The following is a 14,926-nucleotide window of genomic DNA, read 5'->3' as shown; positions in this document are numbered from 1 at the left end:
TAAGTTGATAATTATAATTTTTAGACAGCTTCTTAAATTCATTCATATCTTTTACTTTCTTAAAACCAACGCTTTATTAAACTCATAGTTCATCCGCCCGATATGGATGGAGGATATTTCCTGCGGGCATTCTACCTCACAAGCCTCAGTATTGGAACAATGCCCAAAACCTTCTTTATCCATCTGGTTAACCATTTGGATAACCCGATCTGCAGATTCCATTTTTCCCTGTGGCAAAAGGGCCAGGTGAACGATTTTTGCTGAAGTAAATAGTGCAGCACTCGAATTTTTACAAGTTGCTACGCAGGCCCCACAGCCAATACATGCCGCAGCATCAAATGCCGCTTCGGTAATATCATGGGCTATTGGAATGCTGTTGGCTTCGGGCGCCTGCCCGGTAGCGGCCGAAATATACCCTCCAGACTGGATAATGTGGTCAAACGCAGAACGATCTATTTTAAGATCCCTCAAAACAGGAAAGGCAGCAGCTCTAAATGGCTCAATATAAACCGTTTCTCCATCTTTAAAACTTCTCATGTGCAACTGGCAGGTTGTGGTTCCACTTAGCGGACCATGCGCCCGGCCGTTAATCATCATTCCGCAAGCACCGCAAATACCTTCCCTGCAATCATGATCAAATTCGATAACCCTTTCCCCTTTTTTTATCAGGCGTTCATTTAAAAGATCGAGCATTTCTAAAAAAGACATGTGTTCAGAAATTCCATCCACATCATAGCTCACCATGTTGCCTTTTGATTCCCTTTGCTCCTGTCGCCATACTTTCAGGTATAATTTCATAATAAAATCCAGATTAAATACTATTTATAACTTCTTACGGTAAGTTTTACCGTTTCAAACACCAGTGGTTCTTTATGTAATGCTGGCTCACTGTCTTCACCCTTCCATTCCCATGCAGATACATAACAGAAATCTTCATCATTACGAACGGCTTCTCCATCTGCACTCTGAAATTCTTCCCTGAAATGCGCACCACAGGATTCTTCCCGTTGCAGGGCATCGTAACACATTAGTTCTCCCAGTTCCAGAAAATCTGATACTCTTCCTGCTTTTTCAAGTTCGGAATTTACCTGATCATCACCTGTAATTTTAAGGTCGTGATCAAATGATTTTTTAAGTGCTTTAATTTCAATAATGGCCTGTTCTAAACCTTCCTTCGTTCTGGAAAGGCCACATTTATCATACAGCAACTTACCCAGTGTTTTATGAAAATGATCTGCAGAAAGATGCCCCTGAACATTTAAAAACCTATTCAGTTGGTCCGTGACCTCGTTTTCAGCTTTAGCAAATGCCGGATGATCTGTGGTCACCTTTTCTGCTTTAATTTCTGCTGAAAGATAATTCGGAATGGTGTAAGGGGCTATAAAATAACCATCTACGCAAGATTGCAAAAGTGAATTTGCACCCAGACGGTTGGCGCCATGATCAGAAAAGTTAGCTTCCCCCAGAGCAAACAGCCCGGGAATGGTGGTCATCAGATCATAATCCACCCAAAGCCCGCCCATAGTAAAATGTGCCGCCGGAGAAATCAGCATCGGCTCCTTATAAGCATCCACCCCATTAATTTTATCGTACATCCGGAAAAGATTGCCGTATTTTTCTTCGATTTTATCTAATCCCTGTTCTTTGATGGCTTTAGAAAAATCAAGACAAACGGCATTTTTCATGGGGCCAACACCGCAGCCGGCATCAATTCGTTCTTTTGCTGCCCTCGATGAAATATCTCTCGGCGAAAGGTTCCCAAAAGTGGGATAACGCCGCTCCAGGTAATAATCTCTTTCTTCCTCGGGTATTTCATTTGGTACCCGGTCATCCCCGGCTTTCTTTGGAACCCAGATTCTGCCGTCGTTACGCAGCGATTCAGACATGAGCGTGAGCTTAGATTGCGTTTCCCCAATCTGTGGCAGGCAAGTGGGGTGAAACTGAATCCAGCTTACGCCCGACATAAAAGCACCTTTTTTATGTGCTCTCCAGATGGCTGAAGTATTGCAGCCCATAGCAAGGGTTGACAGGTAGTAAACCTTTCCGTAGCCGCCTGTTGCCAGTACCACTGCATTTGCCGCATGCCGCTCAATTTTCCCTGTCTCCAGATTACGGGCAATAATGCCACGAGCCTTACCATCCACGAGGACTAAATCCAGCATTTCATGGCGAGTGTAGGTTTTAACTTTGCCAGCTGATTCTTGCCTCATCAGTGCCTGATAAGCGCCAACCATAAGTTGTTGGCCCGTTTGCCCACGAGCGTAAAATGTTCTGGAAACCTGCACCCCTCCAAATGAGCGGTTGTTCAGATACCCTCCATATTCCCTGGCAAATGGTACACCCTGTGCCACAGCCTGATCAATAAGTGCAAGCGAACATTCTGCCAAACGGTAAACATTGGCCTCCCGGGAGCGAAAATCTCCTCCCTTTATGGTATCGTAAAACATGCGGTAAACGCTATCGCCATCATTTTTGTAATTTTTAGCAGCGTTTACCCCACCCTGAGCGGCCACTGAGTGTGCCCTCCGTGCCGAATCCTGAAAGCAAAATGATTTTACATTGTATCCTTGTTCGGCCAGTGTTGCTGCGCAGGATGAGCCTGCAAGACCAGTTCCCACCACAATGATATCGAGTTTTTTTCGGTTGGCAGGATTGATGAGTTTTGAGCTATCCTTATAATTGCTCCATTTATCAGCAAGATTTCCCGCAGGAATTTTAGCGTTTATCATCAGGAATTAAGATTAAAATAAATGTATATGGGTATGAGCATAAAACCCATGGTAATGGCTAAAGAATAGATCCATCCAACCACCCGGATCGCCACAGCGTATTTTGGATGATATAAGCCAAGGGTTCTCGAAGCACTGAAAAAGCCATGAAGTAAGTGAAATCCAAGAGCAATGAAAGAGAGTTCATAGATGATCACATACCAGCCTTGCTGAAAGGAACTGATTACGAGCGTATACAAATCTTTATTGCCCTTTGCATCCAGCGGCAGGCTTCCGAACTTGTAAACATACCAGTAATCCTTAAAATGGATAATCAGAAAGATGAGGATTATGGTACCCAAAACCCCCATGTTCCGGCTGTTCCATAAACTCACTTTACTCCGCTGATCATAAACATACTTACTCCCATTGGCTTTAACATTTATCCTGGTGATGACAAGTGCGTACACCGCATGCCCAATTAAGGAAAGATAAAGCACATAAGAAATGATCTTGATTAAGATATTCCCTGAAAGCAAATGCGAATACCAGTTGAACTGTTCCCTGGCAACGGAAGGAGGCGATAATAACTGAAGGTTTCCCAGTAAATGGATGATGAGAAAGAAACACAGGAATAGCCCTGTGGCTGCCATAATCAGTTTATAAATTAATGTGGTTTGTTTCATAGTTAATTATTTTTCATAGCGATGCGTTGAATTTTTATTACCAAAGGCCAATAACTTTCCACCACAAACCGCCGATAATGAACCAGACCAGGAGAAATAAAACACTCATGAAAAACCCCTGTTTCCACCAGTCTTTTAAATCCACATAAGTACTTCCAAAAAATATTGGAGCCGGGCCATGACCATAATGCGTAAGTGATCCCATTAATGATGCACAGGCACCCAGGAAGATAGCGAGCATAGTTCCCGGAACGCCCACAGCAATACCGACAGCCAGAAATACAGAATACATGGCAGCAACTTGTGCTGTTGCACTCGCAAATAGGTAATGACAATAAGAATAAACTAAAATAATAACCGGAAAGGCCAGTTGCCAGCTTAAGTTAGCCATTTGACCACCTACCAATTGCCCGAACCAGCCGATGAAGCCTAAGGAGTTTAAAAAAGACCCCATCATCACCAATGAAGAGAACCAAACGATGGTATCCCATGCACCTTTTTCTGATTTCACATCTTCCCAGGTCAGCACGCCACATAACAATAAAATGCACAGGCCGATTAAGGCTCCGGTTGTCGCATCAATGGCAAACAGGTTTCCAAAAATCCAGAGCACAAGCAGAATGATGAAGGTGGCCACCATCAGCCATTCTTTTATACTCATCGGCCCCATTTCCTTTAGCTGTTTTGCTGCAATGGCCGGCGCTTCTTTGGTTTCCTTCAATTCAGGTGGAAAAACTTTATATAAAAACAAAGGGACAAGAAGAAAGCAAACCAATCCGGGTACCAGTGCTGCAATGGCCCAGCTTCCCCAGGTAATGGTTACGCCAAGATCATGGGCAAACTTTTGCGCCATGGGGTTACTGGCTGTTGCAGTCAAAAACATAACCGAAGTAATCATATTTGCATTGTAACTGCTCAAAGTAAGAAAAGCGCCAATTTTTCTGTGCGTTTCTGCCTTCTCGGGGATTGATCCCATATTTACTGCAATGGATTTCATGATGGGAAAAATCACTCCCCCTGCCCTTGCGGTATTGCTGGGAATGGCAGGTGCCAGAATAAGATCTGCTGTATTTAATCCGTAAGCTAAACCTAAAGGGCTTTTACCAAAAATTTTGATAAAACTATAGGCAATCCTTGTTCCTAATCCGGTTTTGATAAATCCCCTGGCAATAAAAAAAGCCAGACCGATAAGCCAAATAGTTGAATTACCAAAACCGCTAAGTGCATTAAGGATAGATTTACTTGGATCACCAGGTGCTAAAACCTGCGTAGCAGCACAAAGGGTAATGCCGATAATGGCCATTGTACCCATAGATGCCGCTTTAGAAATGATGCCTACTATGGTTGCCACAAAAATAGCCAGTAAATGCCAGGCATTGGGTTTCACCCCATCGGGCACCGGAACCAGCCAGATTGCTACGCCTACAATAATGGTTATCAGCAGCGATTTTAAATTAATTTCTTTCATGATAGTTTAGTTAAAAGCGTATTTGCAACTGAACATAGCCCAGGTTACGGTTGTAAGTGGTAGTTAATGGCACCTGATTTTTAAAGCGATCAATCGCTACACCTATTTGCAGGGCAGCATAAAAGTCATCAGCAAAAATCAGCGACATATTAGGGATCAGGGTTTGGCGGGGATTACTGGCCAGCTTATTATTTTCATCAAAATATTCATACCTGCAAGAGAATTCCATGGCACGCAGCCTACGGCTTTGGTGATTATACCGTAGCGTTGGGAATAAATAAAAGCCCTGCATCTGGTATTCACTTAACGCTGGACGAAGCGTCTGTTTATCGGCATTATAGGCTAAAAAATTAGCGCCTTTTTTATATTCGGCCATCAGTAACAGATCAATTTTTTTTGATAAAGGGATTTTCACCGTTGCATCTGCTCCGTAAGCCTGACCAACGCCGCTGGCTGCCAAGCTGCCCGTTCCTGCATTCACACCAATGGTAAAATCTTTCAAAAAATCGGCTTCCAATCTTCCATACAGGTTTTTGGTATTGTTATCATCCGAAGGTTGGTTCTTATTGTTTCCGTTGTACACGCCGGCAAAATAGCGGAGCTTACCTCCGGGAATTACATTACCCAGAACGGAAAGTCCGGTTTGGAAACTTTGCCATCCATTTTTACCAAAGGCATAATATTGATTGGAAAAATCAAGCGTTCGAATAATATCAACAGCCATAATATCTTCTATCCCGAAAAAGGGACGAAACTGTCCGGCCTGAATATGAAAGTATTGGTTGAGCGTATATTTGATGTACGCATTTTCAAGCACCTTATTGGTGGGATCACTACTAAATTCGGCAAGGTTAGCCAAAATGTTTGCAGAGAAATGGTCGTTTATATCGCCCTTTACCATGATCCTCGCCCGTTTAACCAGAAAGGAATTTGTTACCGCTTTGGAAGCATCGGGGTCAAAGTTTTTACCATTGATATCGATATTTTTATCAAGTGCCAGTACATACCTGGTTTGCAGTACCCCCGCAAAAGATAGCTTTCTTTTGTAAGCTGAATAGTTTTTGAGGGTGTCGCTCAATCGGGTTCGGTCCTTCTGCTGCGCAAATGCTATAAATGGACTGATCAAAAGGATGATCAAAAAGAAGTAGAAGTATTTCACGATATGGCGTTTGCAGTTTGTACTGTTATTTTATTGGTATAAAGGTGCGGCGATTTTAAGTGCTAAACTGTGATGGCTATCAAATTGAATGGTGATGTGAATCAGTAATAATATAGCGTGGATAATCCTATCTTGAAGTGGATACAACACCAATTCAGGTCTGTATCTTTTAATTAAATTATTATGCCTTATTTACAGCTGGAAGTAATCAGAAATTATCCTTTTGCGACCAAGAAATTGCTGGCAAAACGCATTGGCGAAACTTACTCCCGAATTATGAAGGCTGATGCGAATCGAACTACCATTAGCATTCGTGAACTGGGTGAAGGTTCTATCTGGAGATGTGGCGATAATGAACCCATGCCCGCCGCAATTATGATGTGTGACATCCGCAAGGGCCGCGATCCAAATATCAGAACTGAACTTTCGCGGGCACTTATTGAAATGTGTAATGAAGTTTTAGGACTGGAGACTGGTCAGCTTAACATCGAATTTACGCAGCACAGCGGAGATGAAATGTACCACCAACGTTTGGGAAGCTTCAGTTCAGAATGGTCACCAGATGAGGGTGCGATGTAAATAGCCAAATTTAATTTAACGATCGCCATTCCCCTCCTTTTGGGGAATGCCCAAAGGGCGGGTTGGTTAAAAACAAAAATAACCGTTCAAATGGTATTCTAATACATATTAACAATCTAACTCCGTTTTCTAAAGTTTTGAACTTATTTTCAAATCAGATGCGAGTAACCGTTCATAACCATACATGGCCATTTCCAGTGCACGGTCTTGCAAATAGAGGTCTGGATAGATCATCAGTTGGCTATCAATCATTTCACAGGTGATGTAATTAACCAATAAGGGAAATGGAGTTTTAAGTACAAAATCCTTTTTCTGATAGGCGGCAATCGCTTTTCTCATCGGTAGAATTTTGGCTTTGCTCCCATCTGCAGCTAAAATCAGTGCGACAAGTTTTTCTGCTTTTTCTACACGAATGCAATTCTGACTGGAGGCCCTGTTTTTTGAGCGGAACAGTTTAAGCTGAGGCGTATCATGCAAGATGACCTGGTATGGGTTTTCAAATTGAAATACCAGGTTTCCCATCGGATGATCACATCCTGATGATTGCCTTGCATAATAATTTTTTGGATGTGCCCTGATGTACTGTAACTTCTTAGTGCTTAAGGCTACAAAATTTCCTTTTGCATCATAGATGGTGAAATGATTATTTCTCAGGTAGCTTGCATTTTTTATTGCTTTTGGCAATAATTCATTTACGAAAATATGATGGGGCACCTTCCATTCCGGTGCGGTGGTAAAATGGGTAATAAAACTTTCTAATGTTGGCGTAGGCGATGAGGCTTGTCCAACGACAGCGGGGAATAGATACACCGAATCGCCTAAATTCAGTTTAGCCATTTGTGCCGGAATATTAATGGTTAAGCTGGAAGACTGATTATTCACAGTCCAACGCAGCCGTTCCATGTTGATCGTCATTTTCCGAACGCTTTTTTCTGGAAATTCATAGCTGTCTTCCAGGTATTGGCCCCGAACCAGGTGCATGTATTTTTGCAGGTCATCATATTCTTTGGATGATGGCTGCACCCCGGCTATCTCATTATAAAAATCTTTACTCTCCATTAATTTTGCTAATTTGAGTACGGCATTAAAATCACCTGATTTGCCTTCGTCAATTATTGTTGGAGTGAATGCGGTATTAAACTTTCCATAATGTAAATGATTCATAAAGGTGATCATGGCATCAGTCATTAATACATCAAAAATTGCCCGCTGACCACCGCTTAACATTTCTGGCTCTTCAGCCAACACTTCTATTTGTTTATAAAGCAGGTTATTGCCATGAAAATTATCCTGGTTTAGACCAAACTGCTTTACACAATCCAATATCAGCATGGCTGGAGCCAGCTGCCGGTTATGATTTAGCTTGGTTACCCATGCTAACTGATAAGCATTATCCTTGTAAAACCGTTCTACCGATTTTGGATAATTAAGCATATTCTTACATTCCAATAGCTGCACTTTTGTTTCCTGCGTAATTAATTCCTTCTCTCTCTCACCCTCTTTAGTAAAAGAGATAACCGGATTTTGAGCCAGCGCATTGAAAGATACATGCAACAAAAGGCAAACCAACCAAATGATAAATACTGTCTGCTTATTTTTTGACTGACGATTGGATTTGAAGTAATTTTCCATTTTTTGATTATTAAAAACAGTAGAAGATTATGATGGAAAAACAAGTAATGGAACAGGTTTATATAGTGCACACTTATCCTTAAAATACTGTTCAGTAAGGGAATTAAAATGAAAATGCTGGTTCACCAGTATCAACAGATCGGCTTGCATCTCATTCACCACAACTTCAATGGTATCTACGGATTTGCCTTGATCGAGCATATTTAGAAAGAGCTTCTTGTAGCCAACATTTAAACTAATCTCTTCATTAAATACTTCTTTTGCCTGGTTAAGTTCCATCTGGGGAAGACCACTTGCCGATGAGTGTGCAATAACCAGGTTGGCATCCCAGCATGCTGCAAGGTTTGCAAGAAATTTTAAAGTGCCGATGCAGCAGAACCGCAGGTCTGTCAGATACACCATCCGTTTGAGTTCATTTTCAGACCAGGAGGATGGAACAATTAATAATGGAACGTGAAGTTTATTTAATAGATTGTTGATGGCCAGATTTACATTCAGCAAAGCATGTGGAAGAAATTCATCCAAACCCTTTATAACCATTAAAATTTCGTTTTCGGAGGTTAGTGTAAACAGGTCTTCTTTCTCGGCAGAAAAATTCATTTCCCGGATTACTGGTTTAAATCCGGGATTAATCATCTTTCTTTCAAGAAGATTTCTCATCAATTCGGAATGCACTGTTCCTGATAAATCTTCCTCAGGAGGCGTTTCTGTCCACCCATACGTAGCTGCTGCAGACAATTTTAGCTCCGGCAGATTGGCCAGGATAATATTTGCACCAATACGTTGTGCAAGCACAAGCGCAAATACAGCTGCATGTTCAGATTCTGAACTATGATCGTTAACGATTAAAATAGATTTCATTTCAATTTTCTTTAAGCTATGTGCTGATCATAAATGTAGGCACAGACTTAAGCTAATAAAATGATGGCAGTCACCTTAATGACTGCCGTTGCTCATCATACCCGATAATTGCAGGTGTGAATAAAAGCATATTTAAAGAAACCGTCTATATCAAAGGGATATGAAATGTTAAGTAATCTAGATTTTCTAATCGACCTTCCGATACATTTGCTTATAGTAAGCTTCTGCCATCCTCGCTGACTCGAATTCAGGGATGACTCCTTTGATCCCTTCTCGAACTATGTTAAACCATGTTGATGGATGATCGTAGTAAGTAGGTAATACCGTATTTTCCAAAACATCCATCAAGTTAGCATTCTCCTTTCTATCTTTTTGCTCCTCGGGTAGCGCATCCTGAGCGGGCTCGATCAGGAAACAGTTTTCACTATTAATGGCGAACTCTGGAATCCAACCATCTGGGATAGACAAGTTGATCGCTCCATTCATTGCTGCAGTCATGCCGCTGGTACCTGAAGCTTCGCGATACATTTTTGGATTATTAAGCCATACATCAGCACCCTTTTTTAGCAATGACGACAAACCTAGTTCGTAACCAACCAATACTGCGCAGTTGGCTAAAGTTTTTGTTTTAGCAATAATATCATTAAAGATCTGATTGGCGCCGGTATCTTCGGGGTAAGGTTTACCTGCCCAAATAATTTGTATTGGATATTTTGAATTTTTTAGTAAATGTTCGAAACGCTGCCAGTCATGCATTAACAGATCTGCTCTTTTGTAACCTGCAAAACGCCTGGCCCACACCAGGGTAAGCACATTTTCATCAAATAGTTTTCCTGTTTGATTGGCTACTTCCTGAAAAAGGAGTGATTTCAATTCCTTTTTTTTGGCTAAAAATGCCTGTTGATTATTATCATTTACGCTTTGGGCTATCGCCTGATCTTGCCAATACTTTTGATTCTGGGCATTGGTGATTGAAATAATCTCACAGGTGCCATCATAACTTCCCCACATTTCTCGCGCCACCTCGCCATGAAGTTTAGAGACACCATTTGCCTTGCCTGAAAACTTCAGTGCTGCCAGCGTATAATTAAACTTATCGCCTTCCAGGCCAAGCACAAATTTCACTTCATGTTCCTGCATGTGGTAAAAGAAAGACATTTCTTTCAGCAACGAAAAGTCATGCTCTTCATTACCTGCCAGTTCTGGCGTATGGGTGGTGAATACTACTCTTTTTTTAATTTCATCAAGATTTTTATACTTGGCATACAAATAAAAATTTAAAGGAACCGCATGTCCTTCATTCATATGATAAATATCAGGCTGGAGATTGAGCTGATCTAAGAGCATCCCTCCACCAATCCCCAAAATAATTGATTGCGCAATTCTAGTGGCCTCGTTAGGGTCATATAATCGATGCGTAATGCTTCTGCTTACCTCATCATTTTCAGGAAGATCAGTACTCAACAAGAATAATGGAGCGGTACCAAATGTATTAGGCCGCAATAAAAATGCTTTAACTTTTACGTTGGCACTATGCACCGGAACAGAGAAAACGATTCCGGTATCTTCCAGAAATGAATATTCTTTTTGGATGAAGGCCGAAACCATCTGGTTATCCTTATCCCTCACCTGGTCATAATACCCATATTTCCATAGCATACCAATGCCTAACAAATTTTGTTTCAGTTCAAAAGCACTCCGAAGATGAGAACCGGAGAGAAACCCCAGGCCTCCGCTATAAATCTTTAGCGATTGATCAATGGCGAATTCCATTGAAAAATAGGCTACACTGGTTTGATATTCTGGTTCAGGATGATACCCAAAGATTTCGGTTCTGGTCATGGAAAAATTATTTATTTTATTAATACCAACAGGTTAATACAGACAATGTTTGCCAGCAAAGATTAATTAATGTTGATGATCAATTACTGATGATCTATGATTTCAAAGCATAACTCTGAACAACGTGTGTTCGATTAACAATATTTATTAGAATGCCATTTGAATGGTTTATTTCTAACTATCCGCCCTTTGGGCTCCCCTCCAAAGGACTATCGTGTGGACATAACTAATTTGTAAATATCTTTTATCCGCTCTTTGCCGCGGGGGGCATGGTACTTTGGAGCGCCAAAGTACCCAAAGCGCTTTGTCAATCCAACTATGGGCCTTTCACACAACCCCACGCACATCAAAAAAACAGCAGCACTTCGTTTTGTGTTCAATACTTTTTAAAAATTGAATCTGCATTAATGAACACAAAACCACTGCGTTTAAGGTTTGTTAGTGCTGGATATACTATTATGCATCTGTTTTTTTGATTTCTCCGGCCCTTGGGATTGACGGCGTACTTCGGTAAAGGCTGTGTTTTATTAAAGTTGGTTAGCAAAATGCATAAAAACTACGCCCAGAAGATGTATACACACAATAGTCTATAGGAAGGGGAATCGATCGCTATAACTAATTAGCAAGGCCAAACCACTGTTTCTTCGTTCCGCTTTTCGACCGGCATGGTCAATTTTTCGGGATGGCATTGACCAAGCCTACCTACTGACTTTAACAAAAAAACGGCGCAGCCCTCATGAATGCAATTAAAAACATAAAGACTATAGGAATAATTGCAAGCCGGCAACTTTGGGTTTTCACTTGTGTTTATTGGTTATTTTGTGTTCAAGCTAGCTCCGCTGGTATTTGGTTGTACAAAGAAGAGAGCCCGTCCGGCTAGGACTGGATAAAATCTCCTTAATTAGAAATTAATACCATCTTCTTTATCTTGGCCAGACGGTCATTTTCTGCAAGTTCATGAATGCCGCTAAACTTGTACTTTATTAAAGTTGGTTAGCAAATTAGATAGGAAACATGCCCAGAGTATGTATCTACACGATAGTCCAACAGAAGTTTGGTTACAAGCCGCTTCGAAAATGCAGTATTCCCTTCCTTTTCACCAAGATTCCCTCCCACTCCTTTGATGGTGAAAATCCGGACGCACCGGCCCCACATGGTTCATAGGTTGGTCGCTGTCATTTTTATAAGAATGCCTGCTATTTAAAACCAGATTCGTTCCCATAAAAATGATCAGGTTGCTTTTAAATGAAAACCAGACATCTATTTTCTGGATGATTTTTTTTACGTCCTTTACAGATTTTGCTGCATGTTCGGCAGCAAGTTTTTTCGCATAACTATCCACTAATCCGGTAAGCGTTACTACACCATCTTCCACTAAAACCTCTATGTTCTCCACTTTTATAAGGGAGTCGTTTATGATGGCTGATCTAACATTTTGCTCCAGTTTTTTATTCTTTTTTTTCATGATAATATCCATTATTAACGGGCTGAATACGCTTCTCTTCATCATAATCATTTTTCATTAATGCTCGATCAACGGTGAAAACAGTCCGTTATTTAACCTTTAAATTTCCAGTCTTTTATCTCGGGCATATCATCAAGATGAATGCGTATATATTCTTTGTGGATAGACAATTTTTCTTCGCAAGTGCGGATAAATTCATCGGCCTTTTGCTGAAACCTGGGAACATGTTTAACTGCCTCCATGGCCAGATGGTACCGGCTCATTTGATTTAACACCACCATATCAAACGGTGTAGTGGTGGTACCTTCTTCCATAAAACCACGAACGTGGAAACGTGCAGAATCTGGTCTTCCATGAACCAAATCATGAATAATGCGCACATAACCATGAAAAGCGAAAATTACGGGAGCTGCATCTGTAAATAGGTCATTAAAATACTCCTCGCTCATTCCATGTGCATGGTAAGCTTTTGGAGATAAAGACATCAGATCAACAACATTAACCACCCTTACCTGTAACCCGGGCAAATAAGTATGCAACATTTCTGCTGCTGCAATCGTTTCCAGCGTAGGTACATCACCAGCGCAGGCCAGTATTACATCTGGCTTGCCTGAATCATTCCCGGCCCATTCCCAAACAGAAGCACCCTTTTCACAATGCGCTACCGCTTCATCCATGCCTAACCATTGCAACTCGGGCTGTTTGCCCGCTACCACAACATTAACATAGTTTTTACTTCTCAGGCAATGATCCATCACCGAAAGCAGGGTATTGGCATCAGGTGGTAAATAAATTCTAATCACGCTGCTTTTTTTATTTACCACCGTATCAATAAAGCCAGGGCCCTGATGGCTATATCCGTTATTATCCTGTCTCCAAACATGTGAGGTTAGCAGATAATTCAGAGAAGCTATTGGCTTACGCCAGGGGATTTCCTGGGTCGTTTTTAACCATTTTGCATGCTGGCTAACCATCGAATCAACAATGGTTACAAAAGCCTCGTAACATGGAAATAGTCCATGCCTACCTGTTAACAAATATCCTTCCAGCCAGCCCTCACAAAGGTGTTCACTCAACACTTCCATCACGCGCCCATCTGGAGATAATTGATCATCAGTATCAATTATTTTCTCCATAAAACAGCGATCTGTTACCTGAAATACAGCTTCAAGCCTGTTGGAGTTAGTTTCATCCGGACAGAATAATCTGAAGTTTTTATTCGCGGCATTCATGGTAAATATTTCCCGCAAAAACTTACCCAGATTTCTGGTACTTTCTGCTTCAGTAACACCCGGATGCTTAATTTTGATACCATAGTTTTTAAAGTCTGGCAAAATAAGATCCTTTAATAATACGCCCCCGTTTGCATAAGGTAGTGCGCTCATTCTCTTATTTCCAGCGGGAGACATGCTACGCAGTTCTGCATTTAGTTTGCCCTGCTCATCAAACAGCTTCTCGGGTTCATAGCTACGCATCCATAGCTCGAGGGCTTGCAATTTCTCAGGGTTTTCCTTAACTCCAGCCAATGGAACCTGGTGCGAACGAAAGGACCCTTCGATGGGTAAATTGTTCCATGATTTAGGTCCGGTCCATCCCTTAGGTGTTCTTAATATGATCATAGGCCACTTTCTTTGGTGAATCATACCTTCTGCCCTGGCATTGTATTGGATTTTCCTAATCTTATCGTAAACAATATCCAAAGTGGAAGACATCTGGCGATGCACGTGATGAGGATCTTCTCCTTCTACAAAAAACACCTCATAACCATAACCTCGGAACAATTCGTTTAGTGCGGTATCATCCATACGGGAAAATATGGTAGGGCTTGCTATTTTATATCCGTTTAAATGAAGTATTGGCAATACGGCACCATCTCTGGCAGGATTTAAAAAAACGACAGAATTCCAGCTGGCTGCCAGAGGCCCCGTTTCTGCCTCTCCGTCTCCAATCACACAAGCAGCAATCAGATTCGGGTGATCAAACACAGCACCGAATGCATGCATCAGCGAATAACCTAATTCACCTCCTTCGTTGATTGATCCTGGTGTATGGGCACTTACATGACTGGGAATTCCTCCAGGGGTAGAAAACTGCCTGAAAAGTTTGAGCATCCCCTCTTCATCCATCGTTATTTCGGGAAACAATTCTGTATAAGTTCCTTCCAGATAGGTATGGGCAACAATGGCAGGCGCGCCATGGCCCGGACCGCAAACATATAAAATATCTGCATTGGTATCTTTAATTAACCGGTTAAGGTGTACATAAACCAGGTTTAGGCCGGGAGAAGTTCCCCAATGTCCCAATAGCCTCGGTTTAATATCCGCTGGGATAAGTGGGTTTTTTAACAAAGGATTAGCTTGTAAATAAATCTGACCTGCTGAAAGGTAATTTACGGCCTGCCAGTAGCTGTTTATTTTTTCGATGGTTTTCTCTGAAATTTCTTGCATAATATTTTATTTTAAACTTCACAACAGGCTCGCTGTCAAAAGCGTAGTAGAAAATGAATTAATAAATGCCGTTTTTATT

At 41.4% G+C, this 14,926-nt stretch carries 11 protein-coding genes; 1 reads left to right on the top strand and 10 read right to left on the bottom strand.

What is annotated here, in order from left to right; all coding sequences use genetic code 11:
* Window positions 1-51 precede the first annotated feature (51 nt).
* Genes ACN1CD_RS22530 through ACN1CD_RS22510 form a run of 5 tightly spaced genes read right to left on the bottom strand, consistent with a single transcriptional unit; the run spans window position 52 to window position 6,021 of the window.
* Window positions 52-798: a succinate dehydrogenase/fumarate reductase iron-sulfur subunit gene (locus ACN1CD_RS22530; protein ID WP_419132679.1), complete on the bottom strand. Its 747-nt coding sequence runs from the start codon at window positions 796-798 to the stop codon at window positions 52-54.
* A 20-nt stretch (window positions 799-818) separates the two neighbouring features.
* A complete protein-coding gene (locus ACN1CD_RS22525; RefSeq protein ID WP_419132678.1) occupies window positions 819-2,729 on the bottom strand; it encodes a fumarate reductase/succinate dehydrogenase flavoprotein subunit in 1,911 nt (636 codons plus the stop codon).
* Complete coding sequence (locus ACN1CD_RS22520) at window positions 2,729-3,394, bottom strand: succinate dehydrogenase cytochrome b subunit (protein ID WP_419132677.1); 666 nt, start codon at window positions 3,392-3,394, stop codon at window positions 2,729-2,731. Before ACN1CD_RS22520 ends, ACN1CD_RS22525 begins: the two co-directional genes overlap by 1 nt.
* Window positions 3,395-3,431: 37 nt before the next feature.
* On the bottom strand, window positions 3,432-4,862 hold the full coding sequence (locus ACN1CD_RS22515; RefSeq protein ID WP_419132676.1) for an anion permease: 1,431 nt from the start codon (window positions 4,860-4,862) through the stop codon (window positions 3,432-3,434).
* A gap of 10 nt (window positions 4,863-4,872) precedes the next feature.
* Window positions 4,873-6,021: a porin gene (locus ACN1CD_RS22510; protein ID WP_419132675.1), complete on the bottom strand. Its 1,149-nt coding sequence runs from the start codon at window positions 6,019-6,021 to the stop codon at window positions 4,873-4,875.
* Between the two features lie 183 nt (window positions 6,022-6,204).
* Here ACN1CD_RS22510 and ACN1CD_RS22505 point away from each other — a divergent pair, with 183 nt between their 5' ends.
* A complete protein-coding gene (locus ACN1CD_RS22505) occupies window positions 6,205-6,600 on the top strand; it encodes a tautomerase family protein (protein ID WP_419132674.1) in 396 nt (131 codons plus the stop codon).
* A gap of 129 nt (window positions 6,601-6,729) precedes the next feature.
* Here the strand turns inward: ACN1CD_RS22505 and ACN1CD_RS22500 are convergent, their stop codons facing one another.
* The 5 genes from ACN1CD_RS22500 to ACN1CD_RS22480 all read right to left on the bottom strand — a co-directional run bounded on the left by ACN1CD_RS22500 (window position 6,730) and on the right by ACN1CD_RS22480 (window position 14,847).
* Window positions 6,730-8,232, bottom strand: a complete 1,503-nt coding sequence (locus ACN1CD_RS22500) for a L,D-transpeptidase family protein (RefSeq protein ID WP_419132673.1) — start codon at window positions 8,230-8,232, stop codon at window positions 6,730-6,732.
* 27 nt (window positions 8,233-8,259) lie between these two features.
* On the bottom strand, window positions 8,260-9,093 hold the full coding sequence (locus ACN1CD_RS22495) for a hypothetical protein (RefSeq protein ID WP_419132672.1): 834 nt from the start codon (window positions 9,091-9,093) through the stop codon (window positions 8,260-8,262).
* 186 nt (window positions 9,094-9,279) lie between these two features.
* Complete coding sequence (gene glgP / locus ACN1CD_RS22490) at window positions 9,280-10,935, bottom strand: alpha-glucan family phosphorylase (RefSeq protein ID WP_419132671.1); 1,656 nt, start codon at window positions 10,933-10,935, stop codon at window positions 9,280-9,282.
* Window positions 10,936-12,031: 1,096 nt separating this feature from the next.
* On the bottom strand, window positions 12,032-12,400 hold the full coding sequence (locus tag ACN1CD_RS22485; RefSeq protein ID WP_419132670.1) for a BON domain-containing protein: 369 nt from the start codon (window positions 12,398-12,400) through the stop codon (window positions 12,032-12,034).
* 92 nt (window positions 12,401-12,492) lie between these two features.
* Complete coding sequence (locus tag ACN1CD_RS22480) at window positions 12,493-14,847, bottom strand: phosphoketolase (RefSeq protein WP_419132669.1); 2,355 nt, start codon at window positions 14,845-14,847, stop codon at window positions 12,493-12,495.
* Window positions 14,848-14,926: the final 79 nt, after the last annotated feature.

Origin of the sequence: Pedobacter sp. N23S346, from assembly GCF_048515415.1 — a bacterium.
GTDB lineage: Bacteria > Bacteroidota > Bacteroidia > Sphingobacteriales > Sphingobacteriaceae > Pedobacter.
The sequence above is the reverse complement of the archived record's forward strand: the minus strand, read 5'-3'. Positions and strand labels throughout refer to the sequence as shown.

Coding starts and splice junctions, on each gene's coding strand:
- ACN1CD_RS22530 (WP_419132679.1), bottom strand. CDS start 798: ATGAAATTATACCTGAAAGTATGGCGACAGGAGCAAAGGGAATCAAAA.
- ACN1CD_RS22525 (WP_419132678.1), bottom strand. CDS start 2,729: ATGATAAACGCTAAAATTCCTGCGGGAAATCTTGCTGATAAATGGAGC.
- ACN1CD_RS22520 (WP_419132677.1), bottom strand. CDS start 3,394: ATGAAACAAACCACATTAATTTATAAACTGATTATGGCAGCCACAGGG.
- ACN1CD_RS22515 (WP_419132676.1), bottom strand. CDS start 4,862: ATGAAAGAAATTAATTTAAAATCGCTGCTGATAACCATTATTGTAGGC.
- ACN1CD_RS22505 (WP_419132674.1), top strand. CDS start 6,205: ATGCCTTATTTACAGCTGGAAGTAATCAGAAATTATCCTTTTGCGACC.
- ACN1CD_RS22500 (WP_419132673.1), bottom strand. CDS start 8,232: ATGGAAAATTACTTCAAATCCAATCGTCAGTCAAAAAATAAGCAGACA.
- ACN1CD_RS22495 (WP_419132672.1), bottom strand. CDS start 9,093: ATGAAATCTATTTTAATCGTTAACGATCATAGTTCAGAATCTGAACAT.
- glgP (WP_419132671.1), bottom strand. CDS start 10,935: ATGACCAGAACCGAAATCTTTGGGTATCATCCTGAACCAGAATATCAA.
- ACN1CD_RS22485 (WP_419132670.1), bottom strand. CDS start 12,400: ATGAAAAAAAAGAATAAAAAACTGGAGCAAAATGTTAGATCAGCCATC.
- ACN1CD_RS22480 (WP_419132669.1), bottom strand. CDS start 14,847: ATGCAAGAAATTTCAGAGAAAACCATCGAAAAAATAAACAGCTACTGG.